Below are 14,576 nucleotides of genomic sequence, written 5' to 3' on the forward strand. Positions count from 1 at the left end.
TGACAAAACAGTTCCTGCGCGATCCAGTCCGGATCGAGGCGTCGCGCCCGGCCACGACCGCCGAGACCATCACCCAGAACCTGGTGCGCATCCCCACTGCCGACCCCAAGGCCAAACGTACGGCGCTTCGCGAGCTGATCGCCCGCGCCGACGTGAAGAACGGCATCGTCTTCTGCAATCGCAAGGCCGAGGTCGATGTGGTGGCCAAGTCGCTGAAGAAGCACGGCCTGGACGCCGCCCCGATCCACGGCGACCTGGACCAGCAGACCCGTATGAAGACGCTGGAAAGCTTCCGCAACGGCTCGCTGCGCCTGCTCTGCGCCTCGGACGTCGCCGCTCGCGGCCTCGACATTCCCGACGTCAGCCACGTGTTCAACTACGACGTCCCGCACCACGCCGATGACTATGTGCACCGCATCGGTCGTACGGGTCGCGCCGGCAAGACCGGTCAAGCGTTCACGATCGTGACCCCTGCCGACAGCCGAAACCTCGACAAGGTGCTGAAGCTGATCAACACCGCGCCCGTCGAGATAACGCTGGAAGGCATCGAGTGGTCCAGCATCAAGGACGAGCCGCGCTCGCCCCGCAGCGGCGGCCGTGACCGGGGTCCAGCCCGTGGCCGAGATCGTCCTGCCCGCGATCATGCCCCGCGCGAGGCCCGCCCGCCGCGCGAAGAAGTTTCAACCTCGCCAACTGAGACGCAGCCTGCCGCCGTCACGCCTGAACGTAGCCCCCGCCCGGAGCGGGCGCGCCGGCCCCGTCGTGAGGATGCGCCCGCCGCCCCGGTCGCCGAGGCCGCGCCGGCGCCCTCGGCTGCCCCACGACCGCAACGCCCCCTGCGCTCCGAAAGCCCGAACCGCGCTGAACCACAGGCGCGGCCTGACCGCGGCCGCAGCCGGGATCGCTCCGACGGCGACGGTGACGGCGACGGTATCGTCGGCTTCGGCAACGATCTGCCCGCATTTCTGATGCGGGCGTCGCCGGTCCGCAAATCGGACGATTGAATCCGGCGCTTAACCCTGCGTTTGCGGTCTGCGAGATAGAGTGCTCGCATGGCGACGGAAATCGACATCATCATGCGCGGGCCCATGGCCTTCGAATGGGCTCGCAAGACGCTTGAAGCCATGGAGGCCAACAGCGTCTGGCCCACGGCGGTCAACTACGAGCTCTGGATGTACTATGTCGCAGCCAAGGACAGTCGGATCGCCGCGGAGATCGAACAGGTCCTGAAGTCGGGCGCCCAATTCACCGAGCAGGTCGGCGAGGAAATCGCCAGCCGCCACCTGCCCTCCGCCAGGCTCAACGGCGAGATCCTGGACGCCGGCAAGAACCTCTCGGCCGAGCTGAATACGGTCACGCGCGCTATCGAAACCGCTCGCGAAACCAGCGAAGCCTTCGGCCAACAACTGGCCAGCGCCTCGGTGACGCTCGAAGACAAGGACGCAGGCGACGTCCGCAGCATCGTCGAGACCCTCAGCGCCGCTACCCGGAAGGTGCGCGAAGAGAACCAGGTGCTCGAAAGCCAGCTGGCCGATACGACGGGCGAGCTTTCCCGTTTGCGGGAGCATCTGGAGCAGGTCCGGCGTGACGCCTCGACTGATGCGCTGACCATGTTGTTCAACCGAAAGGCCTTTGACGAAGCCTTGGAAACGGCCTGCAGGGACGCCGCCGAGCAGCGCGGTATCGTCTCGTTGGCGGTCATCGATATCGATCACTTCAAGATCTTCAACGACACCTGGGGCCACCAGACCGGCGACCAGGTTATCCGCTATGTCGCCAGCGTCATCGGTCGCATGGCCGAAGGCGCCCGCATCGCCGCGCGCTACGGCGGTGAGGAGTTCGCCCTGATCTTCCCCGGCGAGGACCGTGATGCGGCCTTCAGCGTGATCGAACGCGCGCGTGTTGAGATCTCTACACGCATCCTGAAGCGCCGCTCGACCAACGAGCAATTGGGCGCAATCACCATCTCCAGCGGCGTTGCCGAAACGATGCATGGCGACCAGCCGGTGACGCTCATCGAGCGAGCCGATGGCGCGCTCTACGCTTCCAAGCGTAACGGTCGCAATCGCACTACGCTCGCCGACAAGAATTCCGCATCCCAGGGGGCCTGACGGCCGCAGGGCGCGTTTTGGCTTGGCTGACGCCGGGGTATCCGGCGTTTCCTGACCGCCAGCAGATTGCGGAGGATGTTATGGACGGCGCTCAGGCCCCCACGAAGATCAGATCAGCCACAGAGAACGGCATTGCCGTGATCACGCTTTCCGATCCCTCCACCCTGAATGCAGCCGGTCTGGACCTGATGGCCGAACTGACGGCCGCCCTCGGCGCCGCAATCGCAGCATCGGATGTCCGGGCGATTGTCATTACCGGCGAAGGCCGCGGCTTCTGTTCGGGCGCCAATCTGTCCGGCGGAGCCAGCGGCCGCGTGACTGGCGGTTCCAGCGAAGGACCCAACGAGGGTTTGCTCAACGTCTACAATCCGTTCGTCTCACAACTTCGCCGCTCGCCGAAGCCGTTGGTCGCCGCCGTCAATGGCGTCGCCGCTGGCGTAGGCGTCTCGCTGGCGCTGGCCTGTGATCTGGTGGTAGCTGCCGAGAGCTCCTACTTCCTGCTGGCCTTCCGCCGCATTGGCCTGGTGCCCGACGGCGGCGCCACCTGGTTGCTGCCGCGCCTGGTAGGCAAGGCGCGCGCCATGGAGCTGATGCTACTGGGTGAAAAATTGCCCGCCGCCACCGCGCTGGACTGGGGTCTGATCAATCGCTGCGTGCCGGATGCGGAGCTTCTGCCGAAAGCGCTCGAACTGGCTCAGGCGCTGGCGAATGGCCCCAAGTCCCTTGGCCTGACCCGCAATCTCGTGTGGGATTCCCTCGACGCCAACTGGCACGAGCAGATTGAGGCCGAGGCCTACGCCCAGGGCGACGCCTCGCGCACCGGCGACGCACGTGAGGGGATCATGGCGTTTGTTCAGAAGCGTCCGGCGGAGTTCAAGGGTCTCTAGCGGAGCCCCTTGGTCTTCCGGAGCTTTTCCAGCTCTTCCTCGATCAGTCGGTCACGGATGCCTTCGCCGTTCATGTAAACGCTCATGGCGTGCGCGCCGAGGCCGATGCCCCAGCCCAGCATCGGCCAGATCGCCCAGAAATAGCCTGGCGAGGTGATGAGGTTCAGGGCGACCAGGCCCCCGTTGACGCCAACGTACGCCATCAGGTGGCTGCGAAACGCGAGCTTCATATCAGCCCGGCGAACGGCCAGGCGGCGCATTTCGATGTCGTCAGCGTCAGTCATGGGCTCTCCCCCGCACTATCGAGGGCACGATAGCATGCCCGGCCCGCGCCGCCAGACTGACTCAGTCCTGTCGGGCCGGTTCGATGGTTACACTTTCTCCACAACCACACGCATCAGTTTCGTTTGGATTGCGGAACACAAACTTTGACGAGAGTTTCGAGACTTCATAGTCGATCTCGGTGCCGATGAGGAACAACACCGCCTTGGGTTCGACCAGGATGGTCACACCCTTGTCCTCGACGACCTCATCCAGCGGGCCCGCTGCGTCGGCGTACTCCAGAACATATTCCTGGCCCGCGCAGCCCCCGTTCTTCACGCCCACCCGCAGGCCTGCGTAGGGCTTTGCGGCCTTGTCCATGATCTCGCGGACCCGCGTAGCGGCGGCGTCGCTGAGCGTCACCACCTTGGGCCTTGGGCGGCGCGCGCGGGGGGCGGGTGTGATGTCGAGGTGTGTCATCAGAACATGTTCAGTTGCAGCTTGGCCTCGTCGGTCATCCGCGAGGGGTCCCATGGCGGGTCGAAGACCAGGTCCACCTTGCAGGACCGGATTTCCGGAATCTCGCGCACGGCATCCTCCACCCAGCCCGGCATTTCGCCAGCCACCGGGCAGCCCGGCGCGGTCAGGGTCATGTCGATGGCCACATCCTTGTCGTCCGAGACATCGACTTTGTAGATCAGGCCCAGCTCATAGATATCGACCGGGATTTCAGGATCAAAGACCGACTTCAGCTTCTCGATCAGCTTGTCCGTCAGGATATCCAGTTCCGCCTGCGCGAGCGGCGGCGACTTGGATTCGATAGGGGCGGCATCATCCATGGGGCTCGTCACGCGAAAAAGGCCTGTGCTCTGGTCAAGGCGTCCACAAATGCGTCCGCCTCGCCCGGGGTGTTATATAGGGCGAAAGACGCCCGGGCGCTTGAAGTGATGTCGAACCGGGTCATCAGGGGCTCCGCGCAATGGGTCCCGGCGCGGATGGCTACGCCGTAACGATCCAGGATCTGGGCCACGTCGTGAGCATGCGCTCCGGCGACGGTAAAGGTAAGGATAGCTCCCTTCCCCGGAGCCTCTCCGATCACCCGCAGCCAGTTGGCCCCGTTCAGGCCTTCCCGAACGCGCGCGTAGAGCACGGCCTCATGCTCGGCGACGGCCTCCCGGTCGAGCCCGCTGAGCCACTCGATGGCGGCGCCAAGCCCGATCGCTTCCAGGATTGCAGGCGTTCCCGCCTCGAACCGATGCGGTGGATCGGCATAGCTGATCGAATCCCTGGAAACCTGAGCGATCATCTCGCCACCGCCCTGATAGGGCGGCAGCGCGGCCAGGCGCTCGGCCTTGCCGTAGAGCACGCCAATCCCGGTCGGGCCGTAGAGTTTGTGGCCGGAGAACACATAGAAATCAGCGTCCAGATCGCGCACATCCACGCTCTGGTGCACCACGGCCTGGCAGCCGTCCAGCAGCACCAGCGCACCGGCGTCATGCGCCATCCGGGTCAACGTCTTCACCGGATTGATGGTGCCCAGAACGTTCGACATGTGGCTGAGCGCCACAATCCGGGTCCGGGGTCCCAGCAGGCGCTGAAAGGCCTCAACATCCAGAACGCCCTGGTCGGTCACCGGGGCCCACTTCAGCACCACGCCCAGCCGATCGCGCAGGAAATGCCAGGGCACGATGTTGGCATGGTGCTCCATGTCGGTGATCAGGATTTCGTCGCCGGCCTGCAGCGTTGCGCCCAGCCCGCTGGCCACCAGATTGATCGCCTCGGTCGCCCCCTTGGTGAAGACGATCTCGTTCACGTCAGCGCCGATGAACCGCGCCACAGAGGCCCGGGCGGCCTCGTAGGCATCGGTCGTCTCGTTGGCCAGCGTGTGCAGGCCGCGATGCACATTGGCGTAGGAATACTCCATCGCTCGCGTCATCGCGTCTATCACCGCGCGCGGCTTCTGGGCCGAGGCGGCCGAGTCCAGATAGATCAGCGGCTTGCCGTGCACCTGCCTGGACAGGATCGGAAACTGGCTACGGATCGCTTCGGCGTCGAACGCCATGATCAGACCCTCAACCGTTCGGCGGCCCATTTGCGGACGACCTTGCGGGCGTCCTCGAACCAGATCCGGTCGATGACCTGGCCGATGAAGGCCTCCGTAAGCATGGCGCGGGCCTCCGGCTCGGGAATGCCGCGCTGACGGGCATAGAACAGCGCGTCCTCGTCCATGGCGCCCACCGTATTGCCATGGGCGCAGGAAACGTCGTCGGCGTAGATTTCAAGTTCGGGTTTGGCGTCCACCTCGGCGCGATCTGACAGGATCAGGGCGTGGTGCCCCATCCGCGCGTCGGTCCGATCAGCGCCTTCGGAGACGATGATCTTGCCCTGGAAGACTGCGCGGGCCTGATCGCGGGCCACGCCCTTGATCAACTGGCTTGTCGTGCCGTCGACGCCTTCGTGGGTCACGACCGTAGTGTGATCCGTATGGCGCTTGTCCGCCACCAGATAGACCCCGTCCATCCGCGCGCTGGCGCGTCCGCCGGGATGCACGACCCGGGTCTCCAGTCGCTGGCGTCGCGCGCCCGACGCCACGATCGTCTGGCCGAAATCTGCTGTCGACGAGAGGCGGACCTCGGCCTGACTTACCGACACCGCATCCTCGTGATCCTGAGCCAGCACGATCCGCTCAAGCGCCGCCCCCTCGGCCAGGGTGATGGTCAGGGCCGTCTGGCAGACAGAAGCCCCGTCGCTCTCATAGCTCTCCAGCAGGCGCAGCCGCGCCCCGGCGCCCAGATTGATGGTAACCCGCGAGGCGTGCGCGCCGGCGCCGCGCGACACCAGCCGCAGCGCCACGAGCGTCTTCTTGCCCGCCGCCACCTCGATGCGCGCGTCGCCGCCGTTGACCAGCACGTGGTGGTCGGCCGCCAGCCTGTCGAACGGGCCCGCGATCAATGTGCCTGTGAAGGCCTCGGAGGCGTCGGGCAGGACGCGGATCAGCCCGCGCAGGTCGGTCCAGCGCCAGTCCTCGTCGCGCCGGGACGGAAGCTCACCGACGTCCCGCGTGCGGATGGCGGCAGCGACGCTCATGCCGCCTTCGCGTATCGGTCATAACCGTCGCGCTCCAGTTCCAGCGCCAGTTCGGGGCCACCTGAGGCCACGATCCGCCCGCTGGCCAGCACATGCACGCGGTCGGGTTTGATATAGTCCAGCAGGCGCTGATAGTGGGTGATCACCAGCATGGCCCGGTCGGGCGCCCGCATCGCGTTCACGCCTTCAGACACGATCCGCAACGCATCGATGTCGAGGCCGGAATCGGTCTCATCCAGGATCAGGAAGCGCGGCGACAGCATCGCCATCTGGAAGATTTCCATCCGCTTCTTCTCGCCGCCGGAAAAACCCACGTTCAGCGCGCGCTTCAGCATCTCGAAGTCGATCTTGAGGGTGGCAGCCTTCTCGCGGGCCAGCTTCAGGAAAGCCGGCGCAGTGATCTCGGGCTCGCCGCGCGCCTTCTTCTGGGCGTTGAGCGCCGTGCGGATGAAGGTCAGGGCCGGAACGCCGGGGATTTCCAGCGGATACTGGAACGATAGAAACACGCCCTTGGCGGCCCGCTCATTGGCTTCAAGGGCCAGCAGATCCTCACCGTCGAGCGTCGCGCCACCCTCGGTGACCTTATAGCCCTGACGGCCGGTCAGCACATAGGACAGCGTCGACTTGCCCGCCCCATTCGGGCCCATGATGGCGTGTACCTCGCCAGCGGGCACATCAAGCGTAAGGCCCTTGAGGATCGGCTTGCCATCGACCGTGGCGTGAAGATTGGAAACGCTGAGCACTATCCGACGCTCCCTTCGAGCGAAATCGCGACGAGTTTCTGGGCCTCAACAGCGAACTCCATCGGGAGTTCCTGCAGCACATCCTTGACGAAGCCGTTGACCAGCAACTGAACGGCTTCCTCCTGGGAGAGCCCGCGCTGCATGGCGTAGAATAACTGGTCTTCCGACAGCCGCGTCGTGGTCGCCTCGTGTTCAAACTTGGCCTGACCGTTGCGCGCCTCGATGTAGGGCACGGTGTGGGCGGCGCAGTGCTTGCCGATCAGCAGGCTGTCGCACTGGGTGAAATTGCGCGCACCCTTGGCCTTGGGGTGAGCCGAGACCAGGCCGCGATAGGTGTTGGACGACCGACCCGCGCTGATGCCCTTGGAGATGATCCGCGAGCGGGTGTTGGCGCCCAGGTGGATCATCTTGGTGCCGGTGTCGGCCTGCTGACGGCCGTTGGTGATGGTGATCGAATAGAACTCGCCCGAACTGCCCTCCCCGCGCAGGACGCACGACGGATACTTCCAGGTGATCGACGAGCCGGTCTCCACCTGGGTCCAGCTGACTTTTGAACGGTCACCACGGCAATCCGCCCGCTTGGTCACGAAGTTGTAGATACCGCCCTTGCCGGTCTCCGGATCCCCCGGGTACCAGTTCTGGACCGTGGAATACTTGATCTCCGCGTCGTCCATGGTGACCAGTTCGACCACGGCGGCGTGCAGCTGGTTCTCGTCGCGCATGGGCGCCGTGCAGCCCTCCAGATACGAGACGTATGACCCCTTGTCGGCGATGATCAGGGTGCGTTCGAACTGACCGGAATTCTCGGCGTTGATCCGGAAATAGGTCGACAGCTCCATCGGACAGCGCACGCCCGGCGGCACATAGACGAAGCTGCCGTCGGAAAAGACCGCAGCGTTCAGGCAGGCGAAGTAGTTGTCGCTGACCGGAACCACCGAGCCCAGGTATTGCTTCACCAGCTCCGGATGCTCGCGCATCGCCTCGCTCATGGAGCAGAAGATCACGCCGACCTGCGCAAGCTCCTTCTTGAAGGTGGTGACCACGCTGACGCTGTCGAACACGGCGTCGACCGCATAGCGCGGCGAGCCCACCACGCCGGCCAGAACTTCCTGTTCCTTCAGCGGGATGCCCAGCTTCTTGTAGACCTCGAGGATCTCTGGATCGACCTCGTCCAGGCTGGCGATGCCGACCTTCTCCTTGGGCGCGGCGTAGTAGTAGCTGTCCTGATAATCGATCCGCGGGAAGTTCACCTTGGCCCAGTCGGGTTCGTCCATCGCCAGCCAACGCTCGAAGGCGTCCAGGCGCCAGTCCAGCATCCACTGCGGCTCGCTCTTCTTGGCCGAGATGAAACGCACGATGTCGGCGTTCAGGCCCTTGGGCGCGAAGTCCTGCTCGATGTCGGACGAGAAGCCGTGCTTGTACTTCTCAAGCCCCTGGACCTGTTCGACGGTCTGTTTGACGGCGGCCATTACGCGGACTTTCTCATGCGGCGTTGGCTGTGGCGGGCATGCGCCTCCAGCCAGACGTCGGCGAAGGTGTTCCAGTCGGCTTCGGTAGTGTCCCAGCCGCCGCTGACGCGGATAACGCAGGCCGACAGCACGCCCTGCCCCATGGCCGTCAGGACTGGCGAAGCCTTGACCTTGCCTGACGAACAGGCTGAGCCGGCGCTGATCATCACCTGGGCCAGATCAAGCCCCATCACCTGCAGGTCGGATGTGAAGCCAGGCGTGGCGATGCACAGCGTATTGGGCAGCCGTGGCGCGCCCTCGCCCATGACGACACCGCCGGAAGCCTTCAATCGCGCCGCCGCTGCGTCCCGCCATGTCGCCTGCGCGCCATAGCCCGCCAGACCGGCCAGCGCTTCCGCCGCCGCTGCGCCAAAGCCGGCGATGCCCGGCAGATTTTCCGTACCGCCGCGCCGCCCGCGCTCCTGCCCGCCGCCATGCTGGCGACGCGACAGGGTGGCGCGCGGCCCAAAGGTCAGCGCACCCACGCCCTGCGGTCCGCCCAGCTTGTGCGCCGAGATCGAGAGCGTGTCGGCGCCAAGCGCGCGACTGTCCATGGCGATCTTGCCGGCCGCCTGAATGGCGTCGACATGCAGCCAGCCATCGGCTGCGCGGACAATCGCCGAAGCTTCGGCCACAGGCTGGATCACGCCGGTTTCATTGTTGGCCAGCATCAGAGCCACGAAGGGCTTGCCGTCGACGGCGTCCCAACGGGTCAGCCGTTCGCCAAGCCAGACCAGATCGGCGACGCCGTGGCTATCCACCGGCAACACCTCGACCTCAACGCCCAGAATGCCCGCCGTTTCGCGGATGCTGTCATGTTCGATGGCGGAAACGATCAGGCGACGCGCGCCGGCGGCCACCGCGCTTTCCAGGGCGATGGCGTTGGCTTCAGTCCCGCCGCTGGTGAAGATCACCGTCGACTCCGGCGCGGCGATCAGCGCGCCCACATCGGCCCGGGCCTGTTCCATCACCGCACGCGCCGTGCGCCCCGCCGCGTGGATCGACGACGGATTGCCGACGTTTTCCATCGTCCGGGTCATGGCCGCGATCGCCTGGGGCCTGACGCGGGCCGTGGCATTGTGATCCAGATAGAGGCTCATGCGGCGCGCCTCAGCTTCCCGCCCACCACATCGGCCAGCGAGACCGAGGCCAGATAGTCCTCGATCCGGTCGCCCAGATCCTCCCAGAGGTCGTGGGTCAGGCAGCGCTCGCCGCGCACCATGCAGCCCGGGCCCACCTTTTCACAGCGGGTGGCGCGCAGAGGCTCGTCGACGGCGTGCACGATATCGGCAATCGAGGTGTCGTCGGCCGTCCGGGCCAGACGGTACCCGCCGCCGGGTCCCCGCGCACTCTTGACCAGACCCTTGCGCCGCAATCGGGCGAACAGTTGCTCCAGATAGCTCAGCGAAATCTCCTGTCGCTCGGCTATGTCAGCCAGCGCCACGGCCCGCGCCGCGTCGCCTTCGCGGCGCGCCAGATCCGCCATGGCCATCACGGCGTAGCGGCCTTTCGTGGATAGACGCATGGCGTTGGGTCCAATGCAGTTTTCGCGCGCATCCGGCGGCTCCTATGCTATGAGCCCCGCCTTGCGCAGGGGTCAGTCGCGGGTCTCACCGGTCAGGCCGGGACTTAGGAAGACCCAGTGCAGCAGTCAAGTATTCAGGCCTTACAAAGAGGAATCGAATGCCAGAGGTGGTGCTGACCGGTGCGGCCGGGCGGATCGAGGGGCGCTATACCCAGGGTAAGCGCGAGACCGCGCCCGTGGCGCTGATCCTGCACCCGCACCCCAAGGCGGGGGGCCAGATGAACAACCCGGTGGCGGTCCAACTCTACCACCTGTTCATGAAGCGCGGCTTCTCGGTCCTGCGGTTCAACTTCCGGGGCGTCGGCCGCAGCCAGGGCGAGTTCGACGGCGGCATCGGCGAACTGGCCGACGCGGCCACGGCTCTGGACTGGCTCCAGACCACCAACCCCGCCGCCTCCCAGTGCTGGGTGGCCGGCTACTCCTTCGGCGCCTGGGTGGGCATGCAACTGCTGATGCGACGTCCCGAAACGGACGGGTTCATTTCGGTCTCCCCGCCGACCAACGCCTATGACTTCTCGTTCCTGGCCCCCTGCCCGGCGTCCGGTCTGATCCTGCATGGCCAGAACGACAGTGTCGTGCCGCCCATCGATGTGGAACGCGTCGTTTCAAAGCTACGCACGCAGAAGGGAATCGTCATCGACTACGACGTGGTCGACGGCGCCAGCCACTTCTGGATAGAGAACCTGCCCGAGGTGGAACGCCGCGTCGGCGACTATCTGGACAAGCGGCTGGAAGCGAACCCGGCTTGAAACTTGCCTTCCCCGATTTCGGGGAAGGGGGACCGCCCGCCGTAGAGCGGGTGGTGGAAGGGGCGGGTTCAAGCGCCGCAGCCGGTCTCGCTCCCTCCACCCCCGCCTCTACGGGCGGCGGTCCCCCTCCCCCGCATTGCGTGGGAGGCAGAAGATGATCAATCCCGGTGACGCCATTCGCGCCCGGCGGAAGCTGACCAACAAGCTGATCGCGGCGCATGCGGCCCTGCGGCTCAGGCCCTTTTTCGCCCCCGACGCAAAGCTTATCGTGGGCGACGGCGGGCTGATCCTCGGTGCGGATGCCGTGATCCAGGCGTTCGCCAGCCAGTTCGCGGACCCCGCCTTCGGAACCTATGTGCGCGAAACAGAGCGGGTCGATCTGGATGCGGCAGGCGCCCGCGCCGCCGAGACAGGTCGCTGGACCGCCATCTGGACGTCCGAAACCATGACCGGGACCTATCTGGCTGTCTGGCGCAAGGTCACCGGCCAATGGGTGATCGAGAGCGAGCTCTACGTCACGCTCAGCTAGGCCTTGGGCAGGTGCACACGGAACGCTGCGCCCCTCGCCGAAACCGCCAGTTCGATCCGGGCCTGACTGGCCGCAAGCAGGGAGCGCGCGATGGACAGACCCAGACCCGTCCCGCCCTCGGCCCTTCGACTTGTGAAGAAGGGATCAAACAATCGTTGTCGATCCGCCACAGGAACCCCGGGGCCATCATCGGCGACGAGCACCTCGATCTCCTCGGCCCCTGCGCTCACGTTCACCGTCGCCTGCCGGGCTCCGGCCTGACGGCTATTCTGCAAAAGGATAACCAGCACCTTCTCCACGGTCTCGGCCGGTGTCGCCGCTCGGGGCAGTTCAGGCGCCAGCGTCAAGGTCACGCGAAAATCGTCGCGCAGCTCCCCGTCTACGGCCCGGCGAATGGGCTCGGCAATGTCGCAGGTCACGCCTGAGGCCGGTGTCGCCATGTCCGCCCGGGCCAGATCCAGCAACCGGGTGACCAGTTGTGACAGCCGCTCGCTGTCGCCGTGGATATTGTCCAGAAACCGCCGACGATCAGCGGCGGACATGGTCTCGAAGTGATCCTGCAGCAGTTCCACCGCGCCGTTGATCCCCGCCAACGGAGTCTTGAACTCATGGCTGACGGCGGCGGCGAAGTCGCGCAGATAGCCGCTGCGACGCTCGATCCGCTCGGCCATGGCGCGGAAATCCTCGTAGAGCGCCCGCACCTCAACGGCGGCTGTGCGAGGCGTGCGCGGGACCTCTCCTCCACCGGCCGCTACCTCTCGAGAGGCCCGGCTGAGTTTCTCGATAGGTCGGGTCACACCACGCGACACCAGACCGGATAGCACCACCAGCAGCCCCAGGATCACGGCGGCCGCCAGCGCAAACTTGCCGCGATCCTCATAGAGGCCTCGAAACAAGGCCCGCGGCGAGCGCGACAGCAACAGCACCGCCACAACCTTGTCGCCGACCACCACGGGCCGGGCATGGTGCAGACGAATGCCGGAGGCCTTGCTCAGCCACTCAAACCGGTAGCGCGCCTGAAAGTCGCCGCTGCGCCGAAGGACTGTGCGCGGCTGACCTGCCAGCGCGGCGCGGACCTCGGGCAACGCCGAGAGGTCGCCGTTCGCATCGCTATCCGAAACAACGAATCCATTCCGATCCAGCATCACCACGGCCGCCGCCGTTGTCCGGACCGTGCGCTCAATGATCGGCGCCATAGCCCGGGCGACGACCAGCGCCTCAGGATCCGGCGCCTGGCCGGTCGCACGGGGAGCAGGACGCTCAGGCAACACCGTATCGCGACTGAGGTCGATGGTGGTGAATTCGGGCCGAAAATAGCCTTCCGGCGGATCGGCAGGTCGCGGCAGCGGCGCAGGCGCGCCCGGCCAGGTGATCGCGGCCACGGCGGCCAGCGCCGCGCCCTGGGCCACCAGTTCCGCCTCCGTCTGGCGGACCAGGGTGTTCTCGTAGACCCGGAGTGAAATGGCGCCGATGGCCGGCATCGCCGCCGCAAACAGCAGGACCCCGAACAGAATGGTCCGCAGCCGCAACCGCGGCCAGACACCTGCAATCAGATCCTTCAGCCGTTCGATCACGCCGCTGCGCCCTGACAGGGACCCAGGCGGTAGCCGACGCCGGCCCGCGTCTCGACGACGTCATGGGCGCCGAGAGCCGCGAACTTGCCTCTGAGGTTACGCACGTGGCTGTCGACGGTGCGGTCGGTGATGGCGAAGCCGGGACCATGCAGATGGTCGATGATCAGGTCGCGACTGAATACCCGCGTGGGTGCGCCGGCCAGGATCTTGAGGATCCCGAACTCGGTGACCGTCAAGGAGACCTCCTGATCAGCCCAGTGGGCGATCCAGCTCTCTGCGTCGAGCCGCAGCTTGCCATGGACACCCGACGTCGCAGACACAGGCGCTGTTGCAGGCCCCCGCGCCCGCCGCAGGATCGCCTGAACCCGCGCCACGACCTCGCGCGGACTGAACGGCTTGACCACATAGTCATCAGCGCCCAGCTCGATGCCCAGGATCCGGTCGATCTCGTCGTCGCGCGATGACAGGAACAGGATCGGCAGTTCGCCCTGCGCCCTAAGCCGGCGGCAGACCTCCAGGCCGTCCAGCCGCGGCATGTTGATGTCGAGGATCACCAGATCGGGACGCGCCTGCGCGACCGAGACAAGGGCGGCTTCCCCATCCGGCGCCTCACGGGCGCCCAGACCGGCCTTCTCCAGCGCGAAAACCAGCAACTGGCGGATATGGGGATCATCGTCGACCACGAGGACTTGCGGCATCTGCACATGTTCCGGCTTGCGGCCTGTGCGTCAACCACACCGGCGCCACCGGTCTATCCCACCGCCCGACGCTGCGGGTGCAGCCGCCGGGTCAATCGGATGCAGTTTCCGTGCAGCGGGCCCTCAGGCCTGGAGCTCGAGTCCCTGCAGGGAACCTTCCGCCCGCCAGTCCTCCAGCACCTTCACGAAGGCCACCGGCCCTGCGCCGTAGGAGCCGTTCTGCTTGGCGATCATCTCCGGACGACCCTCGTTGTTGTAGTAGCCGGGGGTGCATTCCTTGAGGAAGCCCTCGCGCATGACCGACAGCCGCACGATGGTGTCGACCCAGGCCGCCTCGGCTTCTGCTGACGGCTCAATGGTCCGGGCCTGACGCTCCGCAGTCTCGGTCATCAGATAGGCGATGTGCTTCGACTGCTCATTGATCATGTGGGGGAAATTGGCGCTGAAGCCTGACTGACTGTTCGAGACGATGAAGCAGTTGGGGAAGCCGCGCGACAGCACGCCGTGAAGCGTGGATACGCCGTCAGCCCACTTCTCGGTCAGGCTCTGACCGCCAACTCCATAAAGCTCATAGCCCGAGCGGCGGGTGAAGCTGGTGCCCACCTCAAAGCCGGTGGCGTAGATCAGGCAGTCAACCTCGTATTCCTTACCGTCCACCACAATGCCGTGCTCGGTGATCCGCTCCACGCCCTGACCCTTCGTATCGATCAGGTGGACGTTCGGGCGGTTGAAGGTAGCCAGATACTCGTCGTGGAAGCAGGGACGCTTGCAGAACTGGTTGTACCAGGGCTTGAGCGCCTCGGCGGTGTCGGGATCCTCGACGACGGCGTCGACCCGTGCGCGG

Annotated in this window: 16 protein-coding genes and 1 pseudogene; 5 read left to right on the forward strand and 12 right to left on the reverse strand. The window is 65.8% G+C overall.

Going from position 1 to position 14,576, the window contains the following annotated elements; all coding sequences use genetic code 11:
* The 3 genes from ACIQ3B_RS15910 to ACIQ3B_RS15920 form a co-directional block, all read left to right on the forward strand.
* On the forward strand, positions 1–1,004 hold a 1,004-nt coding region (locus tag ACIQ3B_RS15910), incomplete at its 5' end, for a helicase-related protein (protein WP_397404280.1).
* 48 nt (positions 1,005–1,052) lie between these two features.
* On the forward strand, positions 1,053–2,111 hold the full coding sequence (locus ACIQ3B_RS15915; protein WP_397404282.1) for a GGDEF domain-containing protein: 1,059 nt from the start codon (positions 1,053–1,055) through the stop codon (positions 2,109–2,111).
* Between the two features lie 17 nt (positions 2,112–2,128).
* Entirely contained in the window at positions 2,129–2,998 is an 870-nt protein-coding gene (locus tag ACIQ3B_RS15920; RefSeq protein ID WP_397404284.1) for an enoyl-CoA hydratase/isomerase, read from the forward strand.
* Here ACIQ3B_RS15920 and ACIQ3B_RS15925 read toward each other — a convergent pair.
* The 9 genes from ACIQ3B_RS15925 to ACIQ3B_RS15965 all read right to left on the reverse strand — a co-directional run bounded on the left by ACIQ3B_RS15925 (position 2,995) and on the right by ACIQ3B_RS15965 (position 10,122).
* Positions 2,995–3,282: a 2TM domain-containing protein gene (locus ACIQ3B_RS15925; protein ID WP_397404286.1), complete on the reverse strand. Its 288-nt coding sequence runs from the start codon at positions 3,280–3,282 to the stop codon at positions 2,995–2,997. The two genes, ACIQ3B_RS15920 and ACIQ3B_RS15925, sit on opposite strands and share 4 nt — an antisense overlap.
* 61 nt (positions 3,283–3,343) lie before the next feature.
* A complete protein-coding gene (locus tag ACIQ3B_RS15930; RefSeq protein ID WP_397404288.1) occupies positions 3,344–3,739 on the reverse strand; it encodes a HesB/IscA family protein in 396 nt (131 codons plus the stop codon).
* On the reverse strand, positions 3,739–4,098 hold the full coding sequence (locus tag ACIQ3B_RS15935; RefSeq protein ID WP_397404290.1) for an SUF system Fe-S cluster assembly protein: 360 nt from the start codon (positions 4,096–4,098) through the stop codon (positions 3,739–3,741). Before ACIQ3B_RS15935 ends, ACIQ3B_RS15930 begins: the two co-directional genes overlap by 1 nt.
* An 8-nt stretch (positions 4,099–4,106) precedes the next feature.
* Positions 4,107–5,321, reverse strand: coding sequence for an aminotransferase class V-fold PLP-dependent enzyme (locus ACIQ3B_RS15940; RefSeq protein ID WP_397404291.1), 1,215 nt, complete (start codon positions 5,319–5,321; stop codon positions 4,107–4,109).
* 2 nt (positions 5,322–5,323) lie between these two features.
* Entirely contained in the window at positions 5,324–6,346 is a 1,023-nt protein-coding gene (gene sufD / locus ACIQ3B_RS15945; RefSeq protein ID WP_397404293.1) for a Fe-S cluster assembly protein SufD, read from the reverse strand.
* Positions 6,343–7,089, reverse strand: coding sequence for a Fe-S cluster assembly ATPase SufC (sufC, locus tag ACIQ3B_RS15950; RefSeq protein ID WP_397404295.1), 747 nt, complete (start codon positions 7,087–7,089; stop codon positions 6,343–6,345). Before sufC ends, sufD begins: the two co-directional genes overlap by 4 nt.
* Positions 7,089–8,558, reverse strand: a complete 1,470-nt coding sequence (gene sufB, locus ACIQ3B_RS15955; RefSeq protein WP_397404297.1) for a Fe-S cluster assembly protein SufB — start codon at positions 8,556–8,558, stop codon at positions 7,089–7,091. The genes sufC and sufB overlap by 1 nt, the downstream gene beginning before the upstream one ends.
* Positions 8,558–9,697, reverse strand: coding sequence for a cysteine desulfurase family protein (locus ACIQ3B_RS15960; protein ID WP_397404299.1), 1,140 nt, complete (start codon positions 9,695–9,697; stop codon positions 8,558–8,560). The genes sufB and ACIQ3B_RS15960 overlap by 1 nt, the downstream gene beginning before the upstream one ends.
* Positions 9,694–10,122, reverse strand: a complete 429-nt coding sequence (locus tag ACIQ3B_RS15965; protein WP_397404301.1) for an Rrf2 family transcriptional regulator — start codon at positions 10,120–10,122, stop codon at positions 9,694–9,696. Before ACIQ3B_RS15965 ends, ACIQ3B_RS15960 begins: the two co-directional genes overlap by 4 nt.
* A 158-nt stretch (positions 10,123–10,280) precedes the next feature.
* On the opposite strand from ACIQ3B_RS15965, the gene ACIQ3B_RS15970 reads away from it, so the two are divergent.
* Positions 10,281–10,931, forward strand: coding sequence for an alpha/beta hydrolase (locus ACIQ3B_RS15970; RefSeq protein WP_397404303.1), 651 nt, complete (start codon positions 10,281–10,283; stop codon positions 10,929–10,931).
* 154 nt (positions 10,932–11,085) lie between these two features.
* Positions 11,086–11,460: a YybH family protein gene (locus tag ACIQ3B_RS15975; RefSeq protein WP_397404305.1), complete on the forward strand. Its 375-nt coding sequence runs from the start codon at positions 11,086–11,088 to the stop codon at positions 11,458–11,460.
* Here ACIQ3B_RS15975 and ACIQ3B_RS15980 read toward each other — a convergent pair.
* From ACIQ3B_RS15980 to ACIQ3B_RS15990, 3 genes and pseudogenes are all read right to left on the reverse strand, one after another.
* Entirely contained in the window at positions 11,457–13,034 is a 1,578-nt protein-coding gene (locus ACIQ3B_RS15980) for an ATP-binding protein (protein WP_397404307.1), read from the reverse strand. The two genes, ACIQ3B_RS15975 and ACIQ3B_RS15980, sit on opposite strands and share 4 nt — an antisense overlap.
* Positions 13,031–13,732 carry a response regulator gene (locus tag ACIQ3B_RS15985; protein WP_397404309.1) on the reverse strand — a complete coding sequence of 234 codons (702 nt, stop codon included), beginning with the start codon at positions 13,730–13,732 and terminating at the stop codon, positions 13,031–13,033. The genes ACIQ3B_RS15980 and ACIQ3B_RS15985 overlap by 4 nt, the downstream gene beginning before the upstream one ends.
* Positions 13,733–13,855: 123 nt before the next feature.
* Positions 13,856–14,576 (reverse strand): annotated as a pseudogene (locus ACIQ3B_RS15990) (monooxygenase); the annotation flags it as partial.

The organism is Phenylobacterium sp., from assembly GCF_044358365.1.
Lineage (GTDB): Bacteria > Pseudomonadota > Alphaproteobacteria > Caulobacterales > Caulobacteraceae > Phenylobacterium.